Here is a 26,506-nt window from a genome sequence, read left to right as displayed (position 1 = left end):
ACATTCAAGTCAATATGTATTTGTTAAAAAATAGTAAATTTAAGGCGAAAAATGAATTTTATTCTTTTAAATTATTCATTTATCTTGCTTGTGAAACAAAACAATCATTTAAACTGAAGAAAAATGCAATTTATAAATTTAATCTCTTCAAAGTTAAAAACGTCATCGGAGGTATAAATTATGAAAAAAGTATTGCCCGTTCTTGGAACATTTATTCTGATTTTGTTAATCATTCCGCTTTTCGCTCTCATTGGATCAAATAAATCGCCTTTATCACCTCGCGAAAAAACTGATACTACAACCTATCTAGTACTCAATCACAAAACCGGAGAAGTAATGAAGCTTGATCCTGCTAATTATATCAAAGGAGTAGTAGCGGCCGAAATGCCAATTGCCTATCATGCAGAAGCTTTAAAGGCACAAGCAGTTGCTGCCCATACATACGCCCTACGTCAAATTGATGCAGAGCTGAAAAATCCATCACCTGAGTTAAAAGGTGCCTACCTATCTACAGACTTTGAAAAAGGTCAAGCTTATATTAGTGTTGAAGAACTTAAAGAAAAATGGGGCAAAAATTATGAAATAAATTATAAAAAACTATCCGATGCTGTTGATAGCGTAATCAACGAAATCTTAGTTTATGAAGATAAGCCAATTTTAGCTGCATTTCATTCTATTTCAGGTGGCATAACTGAAAGTGCAAAAACTGTTTGGGGTAAAGATGTTAGCTATCTAGTACCCGTAAAAAGTGAAGGGGATGAATTATCCCCAAACTATGAAACCAAAACTACACTTACTGCAAGCGAGGTAGAACATGCTTTTACACAAAAATACAAGGATATTAAATTTGACAAAGACAAAACAAAGTGGTTTCAAATATTAAAACGCAGCGATTCTAAAACAATTACAGAAATTCAAGTTGGTTCTGAAAAAATGAATGGAAAAGATGTACGAGAAGTATTGAATTTGAAATCATCTAACTTTGAAGTTGCATTTGCAAATGAATCTTTTACTTTTACTACAAATGGGTATGGGCATGGCGTTGGAATGAGCCAATATGGTGCCGATTATCTTGCAAGGCAGGGCAAAACCTATCATGAAATATTACTTCATTATTATAGTGGGGTTACTGTTAAAGAAATAGAATCTTCCAAAAAAGAAAGTTCTATATCGCAAAGCAGTTCAAGCGAAAATAGCAATACAACATCCAATCCTAGCTCAAAAGTTTCTTAAACATTGACAATACTAAATTTCAAGAGCCTCTCGCTAGATAAAAACTAGCGAGAGGCTCTTGATTTAAAAACCTATATGGAAGTATTGGAGCATTTTATACTATAAAACAATAGAAAGGCCTTAAAAGTTAATATTTATTTTCATTATTGTTCTTATAACTCATCGTATCATCTTCTACAGATTGTGGTTCTGTAATTATATTATTTTCTTTTTTAAGCTGAAATTTTTCCAATAACTCGTTTAGCATTTGTGCTTGTCCATTTAGTTCTTCACTCGCAGCAGCACTTTCTTCAGCAGTTGCTGAGTTTGTTTGCACTACCCCTGAAATTTGTTCTACTCCTTGCGTTACTTGACTAATTGATGTAGCTTGCATATTACAAGATTCCGCAATATCTTCAATTAACTTAGATATTTGAGCTCCATTATCCACAACACTTTGTAAACTTTGCGCTGTTTCATTGGTTATATTTGTTCCGTTTTCAACTGCTTGAACAGATGTTTCAATCAAATGTGTTGTTGTTTTTGCAGCTTCTGCACTTTTAGTTGCAAGATTACGTACTTCTTCAGCCACTACTGCAAATCCTTTTCCAGCAGCTCCAGCACGTGCAGCTTCTACCGCTGCGTTTAATGCAAGTATATTTGTTTGGAAAGCGATATCATCAATTGTTTTAATGATTTTGCTGATTTCTTGGGAAGTTTCGCTAATGTTACGCATTGCATCTAATAATATTTCCATTTGTTTATTGCTGTTCATTAACTCAGTGTCAACCTTTATAGAAGCATTATTAACTTTGGTGGCATTCATAGCAGTTTGTTTTACGTGTTCTGAAATTTCGCTAATGGATGCGGAAAGCTCTTCAATTGAACTTGCTTGCTCAGTTGCTCCTTGCGATAGAGATTGTGCTGCATTGGAAACTTGATTGGAGCCGGCTGCTACCTGATCAGATGCTAAGTTAATATGTGAAAGTGTATGGTTTAATGAAGATATAATTCTCTCCATTGATTCTTTTATTGAACCAAAATCCCCGACATATTCTTGTTCTACTTTAGTGTTTAAATTCCCATTTGATATATTTCCTAAAACACTTGCAATTTCAGAAATATAATTACGCAATGAAATAATTGTACTTCGTAACGATTGATTCAATATACCTAGTTCATCTTTACTTTTAATAATTTCAACATCAGATGTTAAATCGCCATCTGCTAAGAGCGCAATTCGCTTGCTCATTTTTACTATTGGCTTTGAAATTCTAGAGCCCATTAATATAGCAATAATAACACCAATAACTAAAAATATAAAGCAAGAAACACTCAATCCTATAACGGTATTAACAATAGAAGAAGTCATTTCTTTTGTTGGCACTACCACTCCAAAAGACCATCCATCTGTTTCTTTAATTGGCCCATAATAACAAATTCGTTCATCACCATTACCGGTTGAATATCTTTCTATATTAGTTTTACCGGCAATCATATTCTTGTATACATTTGCTTGTGATTCGTATTTTTTATCCGTTTTTGCTTGTTCAATGCGATTAGTAGAAGTAAGAACCAAATTACTGTTCTTATCAGCAATATTTGTTCCTTTATTATCAAGCATAAAGATGTTTCCAGATTTATTAACTGTAATATTTTTAATAATATTACTATATACTTGAGAACTTAATGTAGCGCTTACTACACCTTGATATCCATTTGAATTATTTACTTTACTATTTAAAAATACATTTATCTTTCCATTAACATCTTTTTGCGGTGTAGTGATTACTGTTTCCCCAGCCATAGCTCGTTTGAAAACTTCATATTCAGCAATACTTTTCCCTGTTTTGGTACTATCAGTACTAATCACTGTCCCTTTTGCATCAGACACTAGCAACGATTCAAATCCATAATAATTTCTAGTTTTTTCTAAACATTCAATCAATTCTTTTTGTGATAATCTTTCATCACCTATATATGATTGTGTTGCAATCGCTTTGATAATTTCTTTGTTTTTTTCTATAGAGTTTTGTATTGCTATTTCAGCAATTGTTCCGATTGATTTTAAATCATCATCTACTGTAATCTCAATGCTATTGTAAGAGCATAAAATTCCAATTACTAAACTGGCAATGGATACACCAATTAAAAGTAATGAAATACTTAAAATAATTTTTTGCTTAATTGTTTTCATTTGCAATTCCCCTAAATATCATTTTTATTTTATTATTGCTTTAATAAATATGTCTTTACTAGGGAACTACTCTTTTTTTGTATTTTATTACTTTATGCATCTAATCTCCTTTTACTTAATATTACATTATAAATTAATAATCGACCTAATATTACATAATTTTAGTGTAAATAATATCCAAATAGTACAAATGATACGAGTCCCATCGCTTCAATCCTTTGGGGCTCGTATCATATACAATTAGCTGTCTTTTAATTATCTTATTAGTCTTTAAAACCTACCAATTTGTATGTTATTGAATATTAATCATAAATTGATTCATTTCTTTCGACATATTTATCTGTTTTATTAGTTTCTTCAGTAATCTCTTTTAACTTAAAATGAGAAAGAAGACCATTTAATAATTGTGCTTGTGCATTTAATTCCTCACTCGCAGCAGCACTCTCTTCGGCAGTTGCACTGTTCGTTTGGACTACCCCTGAAATTTGTTCAACTCCCAAGTTAATTTGAACAATAGATTGTGCTTGTTCGTTGCTTGCATTTGCAATATGCTGAATAATATCTGCTGATTTTTCAGAGTCTTCAACAACCTCTTTTAAAGATTTTGCTGTTTCATTCACAATGACAGTTCCTTTTTCAATTGCACTCAACGCACTTTGAATTAACTCGGAGGTATCTTTTGCGCTTTCTGCTGATTTGCTTGCAAGACTGCGAACCTCATCTGCTACTACCGCAAATCCTTTACCTGCACTTCCGGCACGTGCTGCTTCTACTGCCGCATTTAAAGCAAGTATATTTGTTTGGAACGCAATATCATCAATATTCTTTATAATTTTTTGAATTTGATTGGATGTACGGCTTATTTCTTCCATTGCTTCAACCATTTCTTGCATTTGCTGTTGTCCACGAGTAGTTGTTCTTTTAGCCTCAATGGATATTTCTTTCGCTTTGGTTGCGTTTTGTGCCGTTTGTTTGATTTGCGCAGATATATCGTTGATTGTAGCTGACAATTCTTCAATTGAACTTGCTTGTTCCGTTGCACCTCCTGATAGAGCTTGTGCAGCATATGAAACCTGATCAGAGCCAGAAGCTACTTGCTCAGATGCTAAGTTAATTTGTAAAAGTGTATCGTTTAACATATCTGTGGTATTAACTAAAGCATCTTTAATTATTGCAAAATCGCCGTCATAGGTGTGATTAAAGTTAACCTCTAACTCGCCGTTTCCAATATGTTTTAATATATTGGATATTTCATTAATATAATCAATATAAGTTTTTAATTTACTGGTAAGCAAGCCCATAGATGCAGCCAACTTGCCTACCTCATCTTTAGAATGAACATCAATCGTTACATCTAAGTCACCCTTAGCAAGCTGATCAGTAATTTTCGTTAATTTTGTTAACGGTTTAGAAATACCTCCTGTAATAACAATTATAATACATGCAATTAAAATGATTGCAATTCCGTTAACAATAACAATTGTTTTTATAATCGTATTGATCGTTTCTTGATATTCCACCGACGGAACAATATTGACAATTTTCCATCCGCTGTTTTTTTCTACTCCTACTACTGCATTTGATTTAACATTTTGGTCATTAAAAGCAATTACTTGATCGGAAGTTTTACTTATTTCTTTTTGCATTATTTCATCAAAACCGATTTCACTATATTTTTTCAACAGCTTATTGGAATCCTTATGTGCAAGAATGAACCCATTTTTAGAAATTAGCACTTGATACCCTGTATCATATGTAGATTCTGCGCTTGTAACCATATTGCATATTGTAGTAACCTTTATATCAATTGCTGTAACTCCGATAACATTTGTTCTTGTTTCATCAAAAATTGGAGCTGACACCGTTGTAACCATGTTTTTAGTATCACTATCAATATATGGTTCGCATATTATATATCCATTTTTAACAGAATCTTTTTCTTTAAACCAATAATCACGAGCTTTTAAATTAAAATCATCTCCGCCTACCCAATCTTTATTATCAAACGATAAGTTAGTTGATTCTTTTGCAATATATACTGAGAGAATATTGCTTTTATCGCTTTCTGCTGTTTCTTTCAGCATTGAATAAACATCTTCAAAATTAGATGACTTTTTATAATTGTCTTTATTAACATCTGACCTTATCATTTCAATTACATTTTTATCTCTTGACATTTGTTGAGCTATGTTTATGTATTTTGTAAAGTAGTTTTCAATATATGCTGCTGCTTTTTTATTTTCATCTGCCATAATATAGTTTTCATCTTCTCTAGCAGAAGTAGATACAAAAGAAGTTGTTATCAAAGCAACGCACAATATTGCAATTAACATTGTACCACCTATAAATATTAAAATTTTTGCTGCTATACTTTTCATGTCATTTTCCTCTTTTTTAATTATTGCTTTTTGATGCTATAAACGAAAAAAGTTCTCTCCTTTTTACTCACCGCATCAATATTTTTTACTTTGCTATGTTGATACCAATATTAAGTTTTTAATTACCTATTTAATATTTTCAGTATTTCAGTACTTACTTCAAAAGTATGCTAATCGATCCGATTTGAAAAACAACCAATTTTCTTCCTTTCTCTTGCAATTAAACAATATAAATTAAAAAGCAGAATACAACCTTTCTTTCGGCTATACTCTGTTTAAAAACAGGTGGGTTACAGTCTGTTTTTCTTTAAAGCACTGTATCTCCGAACATATTCTTATATTGTTAACAGTATGGTAACATGTGTATATTACATTGTCAATATTTAATCTATAATTATTTAACATTTGGATATAATTTTGTCGAATTTGCTCAAATAAAATAATAACGTAGACAACAAAAAGGCACTCAACCTGTGGCTAACGTCATATGAGTTAGATTTTTTTGCTAACCTATATGAAGTCATTCACACCGAGTGCCTTTTTTAATTACTTTTATTTTGATTATTAGTTTAAAATGTACTGTCCATTACCTTTTTATATCTTAACCTCAAATCCTAATTGCGATAACATTGCCATATCCTCTTGTATGCTGATTCCTGATGTTGTAAGCATATCTCCTGAAATTGCCGCATTTGCACCTGATTGAAAAGCACGCTTTCCTTTATCGGATAACAGTCCGCGTCCGCCAGCTAATCGAATTGCACCATGCGGAATAAGAAAACGAAAAATTGCTACAATTCTGCAAACTTGATCTTCTGATAACTTTGGTACATTTTCGTAAGGGGTACCCTGAATAGGATTTAAAATATTAACAGGCACAGATTTTACTCCCAGAGAACGGATATCCATAACCATATCAATTCGATCCTCCATTGTTTCGCCTAAGCCCATAATACCCCCACTGCAAACCTCTAAGCCCGCTCTTTGTGCATTTTGAATTGCTTGAATTTTGTCATCATAGGTATGAGTAGTACAAATATTGGTGAAGTTTCGACGTGAAGTTTCTAAATTATTATGATAGCGAGATACACCGTTTGCTTTAAGCTTTTTGAATTGCTCATAGCTAAGTAATCCATGTGAAGCGCAAGTTAAAATACCACAGCTCTCTTGAATTGCTTGATAGCTATCGCAAACTTCATTTACTTCTTCATCGGATAGATATTTACCTGAGGTTACAACAGAATAGCGTAGAATACCTCTGTCATAATTATAACGTGCTTGGTCAACAATTTGCTGTGTTCCTAAAAGCGGATATTCTTCGACAGAAGTTTTAAAATGACAAGATTGCGCACAATATTTACAATCTTCTGAACATTTTCCACTTTTCCCGTTTATAATGGTGCAAATATCAAATTTATTTCCGCAAAAATGCTGTCTAATTTCATTTGCTGCTATACATAATTCTTCAAGAGGTTCATTAACCAATTTCATTGCATCTTGCTTGTTGATTTCATAACCTTTGATAATTCTACACTTTAATTCTTTTGGGAAATTCATATTATGCATTTCCTTTTCTTAATATTGGAACAAGCTTAACACATAATAATGACGCAAGAATACAAAGCAAGATGTCTTTAGGCAATGGAATAAAGAAACAAGAAGTCACTAATGGCCATATTGGAATTGGCGCATTTAATACATAAGCCGAAATGAGTCCAACATATATAGTTCCAATTAAATAAACAACCATTAACCCTGTTAAAGAGGCGATAAGGTAAATCACAAATGATTGTTTTCTTACCTTTTCAATAATCAATCCCACAATAAATGCGCCGACCATAAATCCAATGATATAGCCGAATGTTGGCTTTAATACGTAGCCTATTCCTCCGCCTTCTGTGAAAACGGGTATACCCATTAGACCCAATGCTATATAAACAGCTACTGACATAGCACCCCATTTGCTCCCCAATAATAGCCCCGCTAACATACAAAAAGTTACTTGAAATGTAATTGGAACTAATGGCGTTGGTATTTTAATAAAAGCACCAATTATAATTAACGCTGTGAAAAGTGCACATAGCACGAGTGATTTCGTTTTAAATTTTGTTTTTGACATCTTATGTTTCCTCTCTCTTTATATACTTCTTTACTTATACTTTCCTTATGCTAACTTCTCCTGTATTTAATTCGATTACTTGTCCATCTTCGGCTTTAACAACTAAACCACCTTGCTCGTTAATATCAATTGCGGTAGCTAAAAATGTATTAGTTGGTTGAATTACATTGACTTTTTGTCCTATAACAAAGCTACGCTTTTTATATTCACTCATAAATTCTTTTGTTTGAAGTTCATTTGTAATTTCAAAAACCTGATAGATAATTTCTGCGGCTAATTCATTTCGAGTCAATTTATTACTGCTAGAATTCAATAAAGCGGATGCTATTTCTTTAATTTCATCTGGAAAATTCGCAGTCGTAACATTGATACCGATACCGAGAATAATATGCTCAATTGTACCGCTTTCAAAATCAGTTACTGCTTCAGTTAAAATACCGCAAACTTTTTTTCCATTCAAATAAATATCATTTACCCATTTAATTTCAGCTTGAATTCTGGTTAGCTTTTCAATCGCTCTACAAACTGCTACAGATGCTGCCGTTGTTATCAATAATGAACTTTGCATATCAAATTGTGGTCTTAATATGATGCTCATATAAATACCACTATTTTTAGGAGAGTAAAAGCTTCGTCCTAGTCTTCCTCTTCCTTGTGTTTGCTCTTCTGACAACACAACAGTTCCATGATTTGCGCCGTCTAATGCCATCTTCTTTGCTGTTTGATTTGTTGATTCAATTGTTTTATAAGTTACCGTTTCTACATAATAGCCATTTTTTTGTAAATAACTTTCAATAACCGCAGAGGACAATACATCGCTTTCTGAAGATAAGCAGTAGCCTTTATTGGTAACAGCATCAATTGTAAACCCTTCTTTTTTCAGTTCTTTTACAGCTTTCGATATTGCTGCTCTTGAAACATTTAATTGTGCTGCAAGGGTTTCACCCGAAAAATAATGATCTTTATTCTCTTCTAATATCGTTACTATCATTTCTTTTGTTGTCATTAAACCACTCCTCTTTATTGCCCATTTAAAGAATACAAAATGCAGATTTCAAAACGCCACTAGGTCATTTCCTAGTTTATAATGAAACCGTAGGGAGGATTTCCTCCACTTACCTCGGAACGCATACAATGCGTTTCCTACATTTTAATCAACTATTTTGTAGTATAATAGAAAAAAAGCGAATTGTCAACTATATTATTTATTTTGGTTTACAATTGCTTTTTAGTACACTTTATATTTTTCATTGACAAAAAACAAAAAGTTGCATATAATAAACATATGAACAGTTGCTCATATGTTTATTTGTGATTAGAAAAGGAATGAATGAAAATGGAACAAAATAAAGATTTATGCGAAGTACGCCATGTGCATAAGGAAACAATCGACCATACACTGGCTAATATGCCAAGTGAAGAAGAAATGTTGACTTTAGCAGATTGTTTTAAGATACTTTCTGATACAACAAGATTAAAAATTGTTTTAGCACTATTAGAAAACGAACTTTGCGTTTGCGATATTTGTCATGTTGTTTCGCTTTCACAATCAGCTGTCAGCCATCAATTGCGAGTTCTTCGTGCTGCAAGGCTTGCAAAATATCGCAAAGAAGGCAAAATGGTGTTTTATTCAATAGATGATGACCATGTTGCAAGTATTATAAAACAAGCAATAGAGCACATTAGTCATACTCATATTGCTTTCAAATAATCTTTGTTTCAAATCTATATCAACATTACTTTTTAACAACACTAAAACCTTACAGCTACCAAAACTACTATGATTAAAAAGAAAAGGGGAAATATTTATGTCAAAATGCAATGGAAATTGTTCTCATGAACATCATCATCACGAACACAATCACGAAGTGAAAGCGGGAAAATGCTCTTGTGGTCACGACCACAGCCATGAACAAATGGAAGCACAAGAAAGCTGTACAAAATCAAGTTGCAGCTCCACACACACGAATAGCCATAACCATGAAGAAGAAAGCTCGGATGATTCAGGCGGCGATCACCATCATTCCCACAATCATAGTAGTTTTGATACCGGTTGTGGCTGTAGTGGATGTAGTTGTTCCGAAGAACATAGCCATGACAAACCTGCCGGTAAAACGGATTATATATTGCTAGCTAGTGCAATCGTACTTTTTATTGGTGCACTCTTTATTCCAGTCACATATATAAAAATTGTCTTATTTGCAGCAAGTGCTTTGCTTGCAGGATACGATTTATTTATAACCGGTCTGAAACAATTATTCCGTTTTGAATTAGAAGAAAATGTCCTACTGCTTATCGCAGTTGTTGCAAGCTTTGCTCTTGGCGAATTTCCCGAAGCTTGTATTGTTACAATTCTATTTAAGCTCGGTAGCTTCTTAGAAAGCAGTGCAATTAACCGTTCTAAAAAGAATATGGAGAAGCTAACGCAAATTCGCCCTGATTATGCTTATATTATGGATGAGAATGATAGCTTAATCAGTGTAGAAGCTAAAACCATTCAAGTTGGAGATATCGTTTACCTTCGTGCAGGTGACCGCATTGCAGTTGACTGTGAAATCTTAGAAGGTAACTCAAGTATAGATTCTAGTGCACTAACCGGAGAATCTATTCCGGTTTATGTGAAGTCAGGCGATGAGTTAATGTCCGGTAGTGTCAATATATCGGGATTATTAAAATGTAAAGCTACTAAAAGCTTTGAAACTTCTACTGCTTCACAAATTATCAACTTAGTATATCAATCCTCTTTAAAAAAGGGAAAAGCGGAAAACTTTATTTCAAAAATCGCAAAAGTATATACACCTATTGTTGTTGCCCTTGCATTAGTCATTGCAGTTGTACCTCCCCTTTTTGGCCTTGGAGAATGGCATGACTTTATTATGCGTTCACTCATTTTTCTTGTTGCTTCGTGTCCTTGTGCATTGGTTATTTCAATTCCACTTTCCTTTTTTGCCGGAATTGGTGCTATTTCCAAGCATGGCGTTTTAGTCAAAGGCTCTATGTATATTGAAAAGCTTGCTAAAATAAACGCTGTAGCACTTGATAAAACGGGTACAATTACTTCGGGAAGTCTACAAGTAGATGAAATTCTTACTTTTAGCGATATGAGAAAAGAAGATATTATATCAATTGTTGCAAGCATAGAAAGTTACTCTACTCATCCAATCGCACAAAGCATTGTAAGCTATGCGGAGCAGGTTAATAAAGTAGAATTGCTAGATGTTAGCGAACAAGCAGGATTAGGATTAACAGCTCAAATGAATGGTAAGCAGCTATTATGCGGTGGTAAAAATATGCTGTTGGATTACAATATCAACACAGATAATCTAGTGCCTGCAAATGTATATTTATGTATCGATAATCAAGTGGTCGGCGGTATCACTATGAAAGAAGAGATCCCTCAAGATAGCTTTACTCTACGTCAAGAGCTACATGATATCGGTGTAGACCGAGTTGTCATGCTTACCGGCGATAATGAAAAAAGTGCTAAAGCAGTTGCGGATCAATGTAATATAACGGAATACCATGCAGGATTATTACCGAAAGATAAAGTAACTGAAGTTGAAAAAATCAAACAAGATGGTAATTTAGTAGCTTTCGTTGGAGATGGTATCAATGATGCCCCCGTTTTAACTTGTGCTGACTTAGGTATCTCAATGGGACTTGGAAGCGAAATTGCCAACGTTTCTTCCGATGTCATTCTTTCAAGCAACAAACTAAAAAGCTTGCCAAAGGCAATCAAGCTTTCTAAACAAAGCATGAGAATTGTTTACTTTAACATCATTTTTGCTCTTGGTATTAAGCTTATCGTATTAGCTCTTGGAGCTTTTGGATACGGTACAATGTGGATGGCTGTATTTGCTGATATTGGTGTAACCATATTAACTGTTTTAAACGCTATTCGTATGTTACGAGTAAAATAATAGACAAAGCCAAAGGCATTCTTCTATTGACGAAGAATGCCTTTTTACTTGGTTAATCGGATAAATTCTTTAATATTTCGTTCTTCTTTTTCATGATTTGCGTTTGTTCTACCCATACGGTCACAATAACCTAACAATGCAATATCCTCCACACTAACTTGCTGTTTCATTGCTTTTACATCAGCAAACGGTAGCGAATTTACCACAAACAAAATCTGCATATGCCAACGAACAAGTGAAGATACTTGTTTGATAAACGTTGTATCATTCGTAAGCGCAGATAAAAATTCTTCGCTCAATCTATGACCTACTTTATCATGGTCATATGATGTGATTTTGCCTTTACGATTTCTTGTAGTGTTAGGCTTGCCAATATCATGAAGCAATGCTGCCCACATGAATACCGCTTCATTTGAGGCTTTTTTCTTTACCTTTGCAGCTTGATCGACAACCATTATTGTATGCACAAAAGCTGTTCCTTCCGGATGATGAATTGGAGATTGCTTAGTTTCTTTCAACCGATACAACATAGAAATAGGATATTCCTCTGCCTTTTTTGTTATCAATTCATCAAGATAAACAGAGGGTTTTTCGTCATGCATTAGGTGAATTGTAATTTCTTGAAAAAGTATAGCATTACTCATTCTACAGATTCGTTTTGGTCTACTTTGTTATTATATCCAAACACAGCTCTTGCACTTTCAGCTTGAGGATCATGCTTTATATGCTTAGAATGGAATTTACCGTCCGATTTCTTTTTGTTTTTTGTACTTCTTTGTTTATTTTCTATTCCCATAAAAAAGCTCCTTTCTTGATAACTACTAGTAGTATCTGCAAGAAAGGAGTTTTTATCATAGACTAATTGCATGAAATCATTTTATCTTTTATTGATAAAACTTTTTACATCATTGGTGCGAATATCAATAAAATTATCGGTATTACTGCTTTGTACTAACTGAATATACATCGGCTTTTCATCTTTATTCGGGCCGCCTATGAGAAGATAGTAATGTGGATTAATCTCATAGCGAACGCAATGCAAACCGCTCCCAATATCCTTACTTTTATACTTTTCAAAATCGCTCCATGAAAGCTCGTTTCCCTTTTTTGATAACATAATAACATCTTCTAAGGATAAACGACGGCTTGCGCTCTCACCACAAGATACCATTATAAAGACAAGTAATATTAAGCAAACATTAACAATCAATTTTTTCATACCGCAACACCTCGTATTAGCGTTATTTTAACCATTGAATGAAATATAGAATTATCATTTAATAGAGTGCTTTTACATACTTAAACACTATTTTATTCCATTTGCTATTTGCTTGATAAATGTTGTTTGCTAATGTGGTTGCAAAATCCATGACGAAAACTCGATTATCGTTTGAAAGGTCATGCCTACTATATTTTGCTTCTAATGCAAGCGTAACAACCTTTTTTAATGCACCTTTTTGCGTAATATATCGGCAACGTTCATCTACATATTGCGCAAATACCTGCTCATTCTTATGTTCTTCTACATGATACTTTAAATACTCTAATAACAAATTAACATATTTATAGGTCTCAATAATACCTATATTGACTTTCTCATTAAACATCTTTGCTTTGCGCTTTTTAAGGATAATTTTTCTTCTGATTGCTAAATACACAAAACAAATAATGATAAGCCCAATAGCCGCCAACATAAATTTAAAAATGCCAATAAAAATTGTTTTTACTGCTTTCCAAACAGGGCCATCTTGATCTTTTTTCAGGTTCAAATCGTCTTGATTAGGGTCACTGCTTACAGTGCTGCTTGATACATTTGGTTGGCTTGGTGCTTGGGGTTCAGACGAAAGATCTTCAGTATTGGTTTGTGAAATACTTTCAGTTGAAAATCCTGGAGTCACTTCAAAAGGCACCCAACCTATCGGCGAAACATATACTTCAACCCATGCATGAGCATTAGTATCATGAATAGTAGCCTCATTTTTAATATAGTCTTTATCTGTTACGGTATATCCCTCAACATAACGAGCAGGAATATCCATTGCCCGCAGCATCAATGTTGCAGTAGTTGCATAGTGAGAACAATATCCTTTTTTATTCTTATAAAGAAAATATTCGGCAAAATCTTCTTCTTCGGGTGTTCTAGCAGGTGATAAAGAATATTTTGTATTCATAGATAAGAAGGTTGCTACTGCTTTTACTTTAGCCTCAATAGGGTTATTTTTTTGCTGTTGATTTATGGTTTCTGCATCTGCTTTCAATTTGTTCAACTTATTTTCAGGTAAACGTGTATAGACATCTTGAACAAATTTGTAATATTCTTCTTCTAACCCAGCTAAACCAGGATACTCTTTTATTGTCTTATAATAAAAATTGGTTGATTTTAATTGCTTTGCCATTTCATTCATTGTCGGATCATAAAAGGAGGTATATGCATTCTCGCTTTCACTTATGCTTTTTCGAAACAGCCATGATTTCCATGTATAAGTAGGGATAACTTTTTTTTGCGATTTTAACATAGTGTCTTGCTCATACTTAAGAAAGTCTGTTGTAAATGGATAACTCATAGGGTTTAAGAAGTAAGGTGAATAATAATAATCCTTATTCGCAGCTACATTGTTAATAGAAATGTCATTTTCAACCGTATTTTGAGATAATGTATTTGGATCAGTCAAGCCCATAAATAACCATTCAACATTTTGAGGGCTAGTATTTTGACCTTTAAAGTCAGCAAACAGTTTTTGGCTTTCCTTCATTGTTTCAGAAGGGTTAGCTTCCCATTTATTTTTACCATACTGTGCGCCAACGTAGCCTTTTAAATAAAAAGGCGTACGAATTTTTGAGTTAACGATAAGATGTACTTTATTCGTATATTTCAGTTTGTCAACATCGCCAAGCTTACCCGTTCCTATACCGCCACCTGATACTTTTGTTGTGAAGCGAGTAAATTTAAAATTCGATATATCGGAAATTAGTTGTTGTACATGGTCTTTCAGTTCATTGTTTGGTTTATAAGAATTTTGAGGGATAAATAAGCTAATCATCATAGATAAAGCCAATGCGATTAACAATACTACTACTCCACTATTCATCATAAGATTATGTTGAAAATTACGATTATGAAAATAATACCGTATTCGCTTAGGCTTCTTTTTTTCTACAAAAAATGAGCTTATTTTTTTACCGAAAATTTTAGAATTTATGGCATACATGCTAAATGTAAAAAGAAATCCCACAAGCATTAACAGCAAGCAAAACCCATGTGGTTCCTTACCAAATTCAATTGCTAAATATGCAAAAGGAAGCATTACAATAAAAGTTCCCAATGGAGATTTTAATAATATAATTAACGTACCCAAAATCAAACTTAAAACAATAACAGATAAAATTAACCCGACAAACACAGTCGATAAATACTCATCAAAAGTATACCCAGGCATGTAATAGCCGTAATTGGTATGATAATACTTATTTATCGCTTCAACAATATTGCCGTTTATCATCCAAAACGCGTTACTAACTGTTTTCCACATAGAATACATTATAATTCCAAGCAGTATTAGTATACCTAATATCGTAATCCCGCGATATTTTCGCATATTAAAAAGAAAAGTTGTTGTAACAGAAAAAACGCCCACACTTAAAATCAATGTAAAGCTATGTGGTAGTTGTAGGGTAACCATTGCAGTTATAACGCACCCCAACATACATAGCATTAGTGCAATGCATTCTGCAAGCTTTCCGGTAGCAGCCTTTGGCTTTACCAAATGAACCTGCATATCTGCGTCTAAAGAAATATGATTTATTGCTGCTGCCATTGACTCACCTACTTTATGCAATAATATTTTGCAGCTGTTGTTTTAAATTTTGTTCATTCAAAGACAAATAATTCACATCATGCTCTGATAAGAGCTGTTGTATTGCTTCAGAAAGCTCTTCATTACCTTTTTGAATAGCTAACACATTCAGCTTCCCAAATTCATTTAACTCAGTCAGCATATTCGCAGCTTCATAACTTAAGGAAGTTGTAATATAAAAAATGTTAGAATAACTATGCTTTTCGATTCTTTTTAAAACATGCGCTAAACCTTTTGGTTCTTGATAAAAGCTGCTATCTTCAATTTGCTGGAGCACTGCAATTTGGTCTTCTTGAGATTTTACATCTAATTTACACAGTGAATTCAATTCATTACTATACCAAGCAAGCTTATGGCCAACGTTATTTTGATAAAGCCATTGCATAACAGAACAAACTGTTTGCATTGCATGATCAACTTGAGTTAAAGATGGAGCTTCTTTGGAATATTGCATTAACTCAAACAAAATGAGAGCAGAGTTTGAAATCGGCTCGGTAAATTCTTTTACCATTAACTCATTGAGGCGTGAGCTTAGTTTCCAGTTAATATTTTTGATCATGTCACCTTGTGCATATTCATGATAATCTAAAATATCTGCACTATTAACAGTGCCTTTTTTCTGAGAATATACATTGCTTTCTTCATCAAGTGCATCTTTGTTTTTTAAGTCAGAATATATTTTTTCAAATTCAGGCAACACATAATAGCTTTCACTAATATCTAATTTTTTCGTAATTTTAGTAAGTTTAAGTAAATCATAAAAAGCTACTTTGTTTATTTTTGTTGTTACCTTTCCAACATGGTGAGAAATCACATTTGATTGTACATTCGTTACATTATCTGAAGAAACAGGAACACTGATTACATTGCTAAAAGCATCATTTGAAAACTGATTGATGCTAGTAATGTAAATTCTTGCTTCACCTATTGGAAAAGCCGACTCATTATCAATTGAAATACTGATTGGACATCCCATAAGTTGCCCGCATATCATATTTTTCATTTTAATAGATACTTGAACTTTTCTTGTTGCAATTAGGTTCACAATCCATAAACATATTGGTAACAACAGAAAAATTAAAAGTGCCACAAGAGAAATATAATCAGAATACAAAAGATAAAAACAAAAGCAACCTATAATTAAAATACTATAATAGATTCTCGTTTTAAGCATAAGTACCCCATTCCGCTGTTATATGCAGCATATTACGTATTATAGCTGATCTTTTGTCAGCAAAGGCTGTTTTGTTGTATTTAAAATCTCAGTTAATACAGAGTTTACCGTTTGATTTGCAATTTTAGCCTTGGATTTTAAAATAATACGGTGGCTGATTACATCAATAAATGAGTTTTGCACATCACACGGCAATACGTAATCTCGTTGCTGTAAATAAGCTCTTGCTCTAGCAACGGCAGCAAGCGCAACTGAGCCTCTAGGACTTGCGCCTAACTCAACAAATTCGTTTGTTCTCGTTTTTCCTATCAATTCAACAATATAATTATAAATAGCATCATGTACATGAACATAATCTACTGCATTTTGCATAGATAAAAGTGTTTCTGCATCTACAACCGGCTTAATTTGTTCTAATGGATTTTCAGTAGCTTTGGATTTTAAAATAATAATCTCACTACCTTTATCCGGATAGCCCATAGTAAGTCGCATTAAGAAACGGTCAAGTTGTGATTCAGGCAGCATCTGGGTTCCGGCATGACCTACCGGATTTTGTGTTGCTATAACCGTAAATGGTTTTGGCGTATCGTATGATTTTAAATCAACTGTTACTTTGCCTTCTTCCATTACTTCCAATAAAGCAGATTGCGTTTTAGAAGAAGTACGATTGATTTCATCAGCTAAAAAGAAATTACATAAAACTGCACCTTTTACATACTCAAAGGTTTCCGTTTCCTTTTTGTATATAGTAAAGCCCGTAACATCACTTGGCATAACATCCGGAGTAAACTGCACACGATTATAATCCAATGAAGTAGCCTTTGAAAAAGCCATTGCAAGTGTTGTCTTACCAACACCAGGAATATCTTCAAGTAAGATGTGTCCTTTTGCCAATATAGCCAGTAATACCTTTAATATAATATCATCCTTACCTTTAACGGCTTTTCTTACTTCACTTATAATAAGTCTTGCTTCTTCAACACCAATTACTTCTTTTGGCTGCGTTTCTTTTATGTGCATCACTATAAACCCCTTTACTAAAGAATTACGAAATATAAATATATCATATCACAATTAACTAATTATTACAATAAAATTAGTTATATTTGTAGAATTTAGGAAACAGTGCGACTTTTTTTGAGTTCTAATAAGCAATAGTAATCTATAATATTATACTAACTGTTATAATACTTCTAATTGAGGATGGATGTATTTATGAAAAAAATCAATCATTGTAAATATGGAGCCTTATCTGTTTTACTGCTGCTACTCGCATTTTTATGGTCAGTTACAATAAACGATATTTGCTTAGGTGACATTGTAGTTCGTTTCATTGGTTTAAATGCATGGTCTAACATTACTACAGGATACCACTATACCATTATATATTCCTTATTCTTTATTATTCCTGCTTTCATTCTAGCTGAAAAGGGTGACAACCATTTATTTTTAAAAGCCATTCAATTTTGTTCCATTATTCTTTGGATTGTTATCTTACTTTTTATATTGCTATGTTATGTAACGCTTTTTATAGAATAACGCTTATCAATAGTCATCATTTAATATTATTTCATTTTTACAACTACAAAATGGATATTACTAAATACAACTGTATTACTATTCAATATTTGGATACGATTTAAACTTACAGGCACCTTTATTCAACAGTTTTTGACAAAATAATATATTTATTTTTGAAAATCGCTTGACATATTATTCATTAATTCGGTATTATTAGAACGGTTTTTTTTTTCGTATTAGGCTTCAAAAGCAAACTACAACAGTGAATTACATTGTTGCTTTATGCTCCAAAAACCTTAATATAATAATTCAATTATCAAGGAGTCTGTTTATGAAATACCTTAAGTACATGCTATTGTTTGTTCCCCTCTCAATTGTTGGATACTTTTTACATTGGAGCAGTTCTTTAATGTTCTTTATGACGTGTCTTTCTATTATTCCTCTTGCAGGATATCTTGGCGAAGCAACTGAAGAAATTGCTTGTCATACAGGTCCAAAATTCGGAGGTTTCTTAAACGCAACATTCGGCAACGCAACAGAGTTAATCATTGGTATTTTTGCTTTGAAAGCAGGTCTGATTGACGTTGTAAAAGCGTCACTTGCCGGTTCCGTTCTCGGAAATATCCTTTTGGTTTTAGGTTGTAGTATTTTAGCCGGTGGCTTAAAACACAAAGAGCTAAAATTCAATGCAAGTCTTGGAAACTTTACTGCTACAATGCTTCTATTTTCTGTTGTAGGACTAACTATTCCCGCTGTTTTCACTTTCTCCATGCCTGAAAATGAAATTACAAGTAAATACGAAAGCTTTAGCATTATCGTTGGTTTGATTCTGCTACTAATGTACGTAGTTGGTATGGTTTATTCCTTTAAAACGCAATCTGACCTCTATGGCGTAGAGCATGCGGAAGATATTGAGCCAAAACGTAGCCTCATATCCAGCATTTCAATATTAGCAATCGCAACTGTATTTATTGCAATTGAATCAGAAATGCTTGTTAGTTCAATTGAGCCAATGACGAAATCATTGGGCATACCTGAAATGTTTGTAGGACTAATCCTCATTCCTATTGTTGGAAATGCTGCTGAACATAGTACTGCCGTTATTATGGCATTAAAAAATAAAATGGATATTGCAATTGAAATTTCAGTTGGTTCTTGTTTACAAATATCTATGTTCGTAGTGCCATTACTCGTTATTGTAAGTACTTTCTTCACCCCAATGAGTATTGTGTTTAAACCAATCGAGCTTGCAATCTTTGGAGCAAGTGTACTTATTGCAAATCAAATTGTTTCATCCGGAAAAACAAATTGGCTGGAAGGACTTAAATTACTATCTGTTTACTTAATTGCCGCAGTTGGATTTTTTATCATAAACTAGGTAATGGTAAATTTGAAGAATAAAAAAGCAGTTTTGTCTATACACATTTTTTACAACCTACATAACAAAGAACTCCATCTTTTTTGATGGAGTTCTTTGTTTAATCTCTAGTGGCTTGTGGGAGTTGTTTATAACACCACCACCAATCCTCACAAGATAAGCCAAGGCTTTGAGGATCGTTTTGTCGCTGTAGGAGTTCTTGATATGTTTTTGGTGCTGGTACCATTGCTGGTTGACCTGGCATCCAGTTTGCCGGAGTTACAACCTTATCACGGTCGGTTGTTTGTAATGCTTCAAGCAAACGTAGTATTTCAGGTATGCTTCTTCCATTTGTTAATGGGTAAATTAAAATTGCACGAATTGTTTGCTCTGGATCGATAATAAATACATTACGGACTGTTTCAGAGTTACTTGCCATAGGAGCTATCATTCCATAAAGTCTTGAGATTTCGCCTGTTCTGTCAGCTATCACCGGGAACGGTATTGTAATACCTGTATTGAGATATATTGAGTACACCCAAGCTAAATGGGATGGATTACTATCAATACTCAATCCTATTAGCTGCGCATTTTTTTCAGCAAACTTTGGATAAGCATTTGCAAATGCTATGAATTCTGTTGTACATACTGGTGTAAAATCGCCAGAACTAATAAACTAAAATAATATTTACTTATATTTCTACATTAAAGTAATGAATGAAATTAAATCGCCTTTACTAATACTAAAAAATTATAAAAACATATTATCATTTTGACAAAAAGAAAAGTTGGTTTTCTATTTCAGGCGTTAGAAATGTTTTTTTCTCAATTAAAAGTTCTTTTATCCTTTGCTTTTCATTTTCTGATGACACAGCATACGAACGATTATAAGACGATATCCATCTATTTATTTGTGCGTGGCACAAAATTTCTAGTTTTTCATAGTCACTGTCAAGTAGCGTTAATGAGTAAATAAGTGATTGCCATTTTGAACTTAAAAATAAAAGTGTCGCACATTTTACCTTTGTATTTTCATTGGAAGAAGTTCCTTGGAGTTGAAATATTCTTTCAAAATCATAGCCTTTATTATTTTTAAGTAATAATGTTGCTGTCTTAACAACACCAACATGTTCTGATAACAACATTTCTGTTATATGAGAAATAAATGTCGCTGAATCCAAACGCATTAAAGCGGACATTGCCGCACGAATAATAGAAATGCAATCGTTTACTAAATATGTTTCAATTAAATTGCAATCATCACGAATACCAACTTCGCCTAAACCCAAGAGACTGACAACTGCATCTGCTGATAGATTATCAATATAAAGTTGCCGAACATCAATTATTCTCTCGCTTTTTGAAATAATACTACGAGCCAATGCTCGAACTTGTGCATTTTTATCCATTAGCATATTCTCAGATACATCTATAGCGATATCAGTTTTATAGTCGTATAAGAATTGCAATGCCAATATGCGATTAGGTGGATACTTGTCTTTAAGAAACTGTTTGCTCAATTCCTCAAGATTCACATTTGTTTTTAAAAGCAGTTGAAAAACCATTTGTCGTAAAAAAGGATCTTGCTCATGCCTTATATGAGTAAGCAGACATTTGCCGTCAACTTTAGGCATATTGCCAAGGATAGATATGCAAAATCGTCTTGCTCGTACATCGTTGCTGTTTAGCCCTTTTTCAATCAAAGACTTGTCAGAATCAAAGGTGCTAACAACAATTGAAAGAATACTGCTATATTCACACCTCTCGCTCCTACGAAGTTTTTCCATAAGAGGTAGTGCGTTAACTATTTCCCCATCACTTGCATTTATTAATCTTTTAGAAAGTAATAACAAAGCCGATTGACGAACTTGATAAACCCAGTCATTACATCTCAAAAGAATAAAAGACAGTGTTTCCTTATGTGCCAATAGAGCTTTTATTGCTTGTTCTCTAATATAGCCATTAGGATTAAAAGATGCAAAAATTAAAACTGCACGTTTCTCATTCTCAGACATTTCCTTAGTTATAAAATCCTTAATGTTTAATGCTCTCCAGTTGATACTCCATTCCATTGAAGTCGTTTCACGCATTCTTATATCGGTTCGGCAAAGATCATCAAATGAAAGTTCATTTAAAATTTCATTTAATACTTGCGCTGCTTTTAATTTATGTTTATCAGAATCTTCTGAAAACACACAAAAAATAAAAGATAGATATCCCAAATCACCTTCCTTTAGATTTTTAATATAACAATCTAAATTAGATGAATAAAAACTAAGTTTTTTCTTAAAAATCATTACAACACTTCCTCACAATGTTAATACAATTAATCTGCAATCCAATTAAAAAATAACATACATAGCTAACTTTCTATTATTGCTAATAATACATATCTTTCTAGGTTATCTTGATTTCCTTATTTAATCATTATACACCTCTAAATTATTCCAAACAACAAATTCATTTAATTTCTATTAATTATTCAACAAATATATACTTATGTTTCAGCTTATCACAAATGCACAAAAATCGCTTTCACATTTACCAGTGAAAGCGATTATCTTATTTCTCTAAAAATCTGCTTGATATATGCTAAGATCAAAAACAAACAGGCGTAAAATCTCCATTACTAATAGACTAAAAATAATACTAAATTTTGTGTTAATGAAAAAAGCAATATAGTCGCCTGTAATAATACAAAAACACTCCTATAAGTAAATAAGAGTGTTTAAATACAATGAGTAGTTGGGCACTACAGATAATACTCATTCTGTATGGTCGGGAAATTGATTAAAAGCACAATTAGAACAGAGCTTATTTGACAAATCTATGTCAAGTTGAAAACACAATGCTTTAGGCTTAATATATTTTCCTCTAACCATTTGCACATCATAACATAAGCCTTCATCAATTGTGTTTTTAATTAGCGGACAATTAAATGTTGATTCCATATTCATTCACCACCTAATATGAGTAATCAGCTATTCACTTTAAACATAACTAATTTCCTACTATTGCAAATATTATATATTATTTATATTGTCTTGAATACCCCTATTTAATTATTATAGAAGATCGATTTCTATCAGTAACCAGAATCATACTGATGTAAAATCGCCTAATTCAATAGACTAAATATTTAATCATAAATTACAATTAAAATATCTGCAAAGCTTTATATAAACCTCTATGTATTATCATTGTTTCATTAAAATTGAAACGTGGAGATTTTTTTGAAAATCTAAAAATTGCCTGTCCTCTCATAGCTGGTTGATTTCCTATTACCCCAGCATCAAATAGTATTAATAAAATACTTTTAACCTCTCTTCTGTTAACAACGCCACGTTTAACAAGCTCATTATACTCACGTTCAAAGGTATTAAACTGGAAACTTTGTTTTCTGATAGTAGATAGTAGTCCTAATATTTCGTTAATTTCAGGTATTACTGGGAATATTTCATCAATAGTCTCTCCTTTGAGATATTCAGAGAAATTATCATCTGCATCTTTAACTGTTTGTGGTAAAATCGGCATTTGTGAATACTCATTTGCTAGAGTTACACATTCCTTTACATATTGAATAAAATCTCTAGGTCGCATTTCGGTACTTCTTTCAATATATGTATAGATATCTAATTCACGTGCTTGCTTATTACCCATTTTCACACTAGAGCAATCAAATAATCTATACCAAACATTTTCAAACTCTATATCAGCAATGCCATAAGCAACACAAAGTCTATGTGCTAACATTCTCTTTATTTTAGTACTATCCCATTCCAAGTTAATAATTGACTCGCGCCATTTGTTTTTATCGGAATCTTTAAGCTGGGCATATATATCGCTACGCAAAAATACAACAGGTAGAACTAGTTTTTCTTCTGAATCAAATATACTTCTAATATCTTGAACAGCCTTAAACAAACTTGTTAACATACACATATATTTATCAAATTCCGCACTTGATGAAAAGTCTTTATAGTCTTCATCGAGTTCATCAAAAACAATAATATACTTTGCTGTACCACAATGCTTCAGTATTAACTCCTGTAATATTTCTATAGCTTCAATCCAAGTTAAGTCTGGAGAGTATTTTTCTCTTTCATAGTTAAAACCAACACCTAAAATTTTCGCACCGAACCCCTTGCTTGTCCATTTTTCAATTAGTTTGTTTAACTGTTTTGTTGAGGAATCACCATATAATTGGGTTAATTTGTCTCTAATTTGTAAATCAACGCTTTCATTAGTAATCATTTTTTTGCAAATACATGAAAAAATCAAATATTTCCAAATAGATATATATTGATTAGGCGAAGTATATTCTTGTTGATTTTCTAATGAATAGAGAATATTAAATGGAAAATTTTTAAATGATAGTTTAATTGTAAAAATATCCCCATACTCCATTTCATATAAGTGTTGTGCTATTGCAGTTTTACCACTACCTTTACGTCCGATAACAAATGACTTTTTTCCTTCTTCTATGACTTTAACTTCCTCGACATTATAGAAATAATCTTGCTTCTCTTTTTTTGCTTCAACACTCCAATTATCTATAATTTCCTCATATACGTTTTTTGTTTTAGTATCTAAAATAGTATTTGATTTTTTAGGTGTATAAAGCACACATTTTCTTGTTAAATTTCTACATTCTTTACATTTATTAGGTATTACAAACCCTTTGGATTCATAAAACTTTTTTTCTCCTTGAGTAAAAAAAGGTTTACCGCAATTAGAACATTTTAATAGAGTATCCTCATCTTGTAAATTTATCATATTACTTATCATCACTCCTACTTTTAGAGTTTTTTATTCATAATTATATGTTTAATTATTTTAATTTAAATTCCATTATATAACTATAGTTGATATATATCAATATAATAATATAGAATTATACAATAAAATACTATTTCTGCTTTTTGTTCACTACTGTTTACCTTCTCAAACAAAAATTGATTTCACATTTACCAAAAAATCTGCTTAATATATGCTAAGATCAAAAACATACTGGTGTAAAATCACCAGGAGTAATACAACAAAACACTCCTATAAACAAGTAGGAGTGTTTTTAAGTTAATAAGCAGATCCTATTCCCCTATAGCCACCAGACATACTTAAGAATATTTTTTATTTATGTTATACCAATATAATGTCACCGTCATCAAATGGGTCGCCACATTCTGGACAGAACTTTGGTGGCTGAGTCGTATCATCTGGTTCCCAACCGCACTTGTCACATTTATACTGTGGTAACGATGCAGGTTTTACTTGTCCACACTCAGTGCAGAATTTACCTTTGTTCTCCACTCCACAAACACATACCCAACAGTTTACCATAGACTCCTCAATTACTACTTCGACAATATCTACATTTGTATCTGAGTCTTCCGCTTCAACGACAATAGCTGATTCGTATTCAGTAAACTCTTCGGGGGACATATGAGCCAATGTTGAGAGATGCTTCTTAAGCTTATGAGCCATTGGCTTAAACGTAGCTAGTGTAAGCCCTCCCGAGATCACTCCACCAAGTATCGGCACAGCTTTTGATACACCCTTAGCAAATGTTGCCTTCACCATTTTTTGCCCTAACATTGCCGCAATTTTCTTAACAAGTGGATAATACCACGTTTTAGTAAGAGCTTTTGCAGCCACTTTTTTTGCAACTGCCCTCATTGCCGCTTCACCAAACAACTTGGTTACAACCTTATTTGCAGCTCCTACTCCAGACATAACGCCGATAAACAGAATGAGTTGTGACTCCGTGCCTGCATCAAGGTCAGACGATTCGGTGAATATTTCATCCCAGCCATATATGTATGCTAGTTCTTGTGCAATTCGGATTACAAATCCGTAGAACTGTACCAAGTCTGCAGGGATAGTAGCCGCCATAGCGAGCCCACCTGGTATACCAGCCGCTGTTGATATAGCTGTTACCTTACCGGTTTCTGCGTTAATTACGGCGTTTGCCAGACTGTCCAAAAGTGTAATTGGAATATCAGCGTGAAGCGTTCCGTTAGTAATTGCTTTTTGTATTTGCAAGGGTGTACACAACTTGCTGAGATTTTTCGTTAAAAATTCGGTACGGTTAATGCGAACTAGTGGCAGTTTTGCCGCACTCTCGACAATTGAGGTGAATGATATTTGTTCAGTCATAATAATCTCTCCTTGTATTTCAAGTATATTTACGCGCTTTATTACGAGTAAAATTATATTCCATTAAAGGGCTAGTAATTTTCGCGAACAATCTAAATCTACCATTTATTATTATCAATAATTATTTATAATGTCTTGCACCTGTAATTAAACAAACTTCGAAGCTTAGCTCGCATCTGTTAATGTTCTTCATGAATATAACGGACACCAAGCAAATAACTAAGTAGCCCTTCAAGACGTCCTCGCTTACGCATATCGGGTTCTTCTAAATACTGAAAATAGCAGTTCTCTTTTAGAAACACTTTTGCCTCCTCCATAGTCGTAACTTTTGACTCGTTATCATCTTCCACTAGGTACTTTTTTAATCGCGCATTGGATTTTGGTCCCATTAAATGATTTGTATACAATCTTTGGCGAAGATTTTTTGTCCTACCTACATATAATGCTTCTCCGGTATTTACATTAAAAATTGCATAAACAACAGCTAAACGATCTTCTAACATAGATGGAACAAGGTTTCCAAAGAAATACTTCTTCCCGCCAGTAAAGGCCTGAAAAATGTAACTTATTTCTGTATCTAATTCACTCATCACAGTATCTCCAATCTTAATTTTATGG

20 protein-coding genes and 2 pseudogenes are annotated in these 26,506 nt (G+C 33.0%); 5 read left to right on the top strand and 17 right to left on the bottom strand.

All coding sequences use genetic code 11. The features are described 5' to 3' along the window. Positions 1-180 precede the first annotated feature (180 nt). Positions 181-1,233, top strand: a complete 1,053-nt coding sequence (gene spoIID / locus RBG61_RS10660) for a stage II sporulation protein D (protein ID WP_307943289.1) — start codon at positions 181-183, stop codon at positions 1,231-1,233. A gap of 127 nt (positions 1,234-1,360) precedes the next feature. Here spoIID and RBG61_RS10655 read toward each other — a convergent pair whose 3' ends face one another. The 5 genes from RBG61_RS10655 to RBG61_RS10635 all read right to left on the bottom strand — a co-directional run bounded on the left by RBG61_RS10655 (position 1,361) and on the right by RBG61_RS10635 (position 8,912). Next, entirely contained in the window at positions 1,361-3,409 is a 2,049-nt protein-coding gene (locus RBG61_RS10655; protein WP_307943288.1) for a methyl-accepting chemotaxis protein, read from the bottom strand. Between the two features lie 302 nt (positions 3,410-3,711). Next, positions 3,712-5,787, bottom strand: coding sequence for a methyl-accepting chemotaxis protein (locus RBG61_RS10650; RefSeq protein ID WP_307943286.1), 2,076 nt, complete (start codon positions 5,785-5,787; stop codon positions 3,712-3,714). A gap of 594 nt (positions 5,788-6,381) precedes the next feature. Further along, complete coding sequence (bioB, locus tag RBG61_RS10645) at positions 6,382-7,344, bottom strand: biotin synthase BioB (protein WP_307943284.1); 963 nt, start codon at positions 7,342-7,344, stop codon at positions 6,382-6,384. A gap of 1 nt (position 7,345) precedes the next feature. After that, positions 7,346-7,906, bottom strand: a complete 561-nt coding sequence (locus tag RBG61_RS10640) for a biotin transporter BioY (RefSeq protein WP_307943283.1) — start codon at positions 7,904-7,906, stop codon at positions 7,346-7,348. A 34-nt stretch (positions 7,907-7,940) separates the two neighbouring features. Then, the gene (locus tag RBG61_RS10635) at positions 7,941-8,912 is read right to left on the bottom strand and encodes a biotin--[acetyl-CoA-carboxylase] ligase (RefSeq protein ID WP_307943281.1); all 972 of its coding nucleotides are present in this window, start codon (positions 8,910-8,912) and stop codon (positions 7,941-7,943) included. A 330-nt stretch (positions 8,913-9,242) separates the two neighbouring features. Here RBG61_RS10635 and RBG61_RS10630 point away from each other — a divergent pair, with 330 nt between their 5' ends. After that, positions 9,243-9,617 (top strand): ArsR/SmtB family transcription factor, encoded by a 375-nt coding sequence (locus RBG61_RS10630; protein ID WP_307943280.1) that lies wholly within the window; start codon positions 9,243-9,245, stop codon positions 9,615-9,617. 97 nt (positions 9,618-9,714) lie between these two features. Further along, positions 9,715-11,826, top strand: coding sequence for a heavy metal translocating P-type ATPase (locus RBG61_RS10625; protein ID WP_307943279.1), 2,112 nt, complete (start codon positions 9,715-9,717; stop codon positions 11,824-11,826). A 44-nt stretch (positions 11,827-11,870) separates the two neighbouring features. Here the strand turns inward: RBG61_RS10625 and RBG61_RS10620 are convergent, their stop codons facing one another. The 6 genes from RBG61_RS10620 to RBG61_RS10595 all read right to left on the bottom strand — a co-directional run bounded on the left by RBG61_RS10620 (position 11,871) and on the right by RBG61_RS10595 (position 17,874). Further along, entirely contained in the window at positions 11,871-12,470 is a 600-nt protein-coding gene (locus RBG61_RS10620; RefSeq protein WP_307943278.1) for an HDIG domain-containing metalloprotein, read from the bottom strand. Next, on the bottom strand, positions 12,467-12,616 hold the full coding sequence (locus RBG61_RS10615) for a CPC_1213 family protein (RefSeq protein ID WP_373889745.1): 150 nt from the start codon (positions 12,614-12,616) through the stop codon (positions 12,467-12,469). Before RBG61_RS10615 ends, RBG61_RS10620 begins: the two co-directional genes overlap by 4 nt. 87 nt (positions 12,617-12,703) lie before the next feature. Next, positions 12,704-13,045, bottom strand: a complete 342-nt coding sequence (locus tag RBG61_RS10610; RefSeq protein ID WP_307943275.1) for a hypothetical protein — start codon at positions 13,043-13,045, stop codon at positions 12,704-12,706. A gap of 58 nt (positions 13,046-13,103) precedes the next feature. Next, positions 13,104-15,641, bottom strand: a complete 2,538-nt coding sequence (locus tag RBG61_RS10605) for a transglutaminase-like domain-containing protein (RefSeq protein ID WP_307943274.1) — start codon at positions 15,639-15,641, stop codon at positions 13,104-13,106. A gap of 13 nt (positions 15,642-15,654) precedes the next feature. Beyond that, complete coding sequence (locus RBG61_RS10600; RefSeq protein WP_307943273.1) at positions 15,655-16,854, bottom strand: DUF58 domain-containing protein; 1,200 nt, start codon at positions 16,852-16,854, stop codon at positions 15,655-15,657. A 39-nt stretch (positions 16,855-16,893) separates the two neighbouring features. Next, on the bottom strand, positions 16,894-17,874 hold the full coding sequence (locus RBG61_RS10595) for an AAA family ATPase (RefSeq protein ID WP_307943272.1): 981 nt from the start codon (positions 17,872-17,874) through the stop codon (positions 16,894-16,896). Positions 17,875-18,069: 195 nt separating this feature from the next. Here RBG61_RS10595 and RBG61_RS10590 point away from each other — a divergent pair, with 195 nt between their 5' ends. Further along, entirely contained in the window at positions 18,070-18,393 is a 324-nt protein-coding gene (locus RBG61_RS10590) for a hypothetical protein (RefSeq protein WP_307943271.1), read from the top strand. Positions 18,394-18,706: 313 nt separating this feature from the next. Continuing rightward, entirely contained in the window at positions 18,707-19,753 is a 1,047-nt protein-coding gene (cax, locus tag RBG61_RS10585) for a calcium/proton exchanger (RefSeq protein WP_307943269.1), read from the top strand. Between the two features lie 100 nt (positions 19,754-19,853). Here cax and RBG61_RS10580 read toward each other — a convergent pair. From RBG61_RS10580 to RBG61_RS10555, 6 genes and pseudogenes are all read right to left on the bottom strand, one after another. Then, positions 19,854-20,408, bottom strand: a pseudogene (locus RBG61_RS10580) (peroxiredoxin); the annotation flags it as partial. 91 nt (positions 20,409-20,499) lie between these two features. Next, on the bottom strand, positions 20,500-22,029 hold the full coding sequence (locus tag RBG61_RS10575; RefSeq protein WP_307943267.1) for a hypothetical protein: 1,530 nt from the start codon (positions 22,027-22,029) through the stop codon (positions 20,500-20,502). A 468-nt stretch (positions 22,030-22,497) separates the two neighbouring features. After that, on the bottom strand, positions 22,498-22,683 hold the full coding sequence (locus RBG61_RS10570; RefSeq protein ID WP_307943266.1) for a hypothetical protein: 186 nt from the start codon (positions 22,681-22,683) through the stop codon (positions 22,498-22,500). 205 nt (positions 22,684-22,888) lie between these two features. Then, positions 22,889-24,508 carry a P-loop ATPase, Sll1717 family gene (locus RBG61_RS14035; protein WP_373889708.1) on the bottom strand — a complete coding sequence of 540 codons (1,620 nt, stop codon included), beginning with the start codon at positions 24,506-24,508 and terminating at the stop codon, positions 22,889-22,891. A 363-nt stretch (positions 24,509-24,871) separates the two neighbouring features. After that, positions 24,872-25,060 (bottom strand): annotated as a pseudogene (locus RBG61_RS10560) (SPFH domain-containing protein); the annotation flags it as partial. Between the two features lie 1,007 nt (positions 25,061-26,067). Further along, entirely contained in the window at positions 26,068-26,478 is a 411-nt protein-coding gene (locus RBG61_RS10555) for a GIY-YIG nuclease family protein (RefSeq protein WP_307943265.1), read from the bottom strand. Positions 26,479-26,506 lie beyond the last annotated feature (28 nt).

The sequence above is a fragment of the Paludicola sp. MB14-C6 genome (assembly GCF_030908625.1).
Lineage (GTDB): Bacteria > Bacillota > Clostridia > Oscillospirales > Ruminococcaceae > Paludihabitans.
Note: the sequence above shows the minus strand (reverse complement) of the source record. Positions and strands in the feature narration are given on the sequence as shown.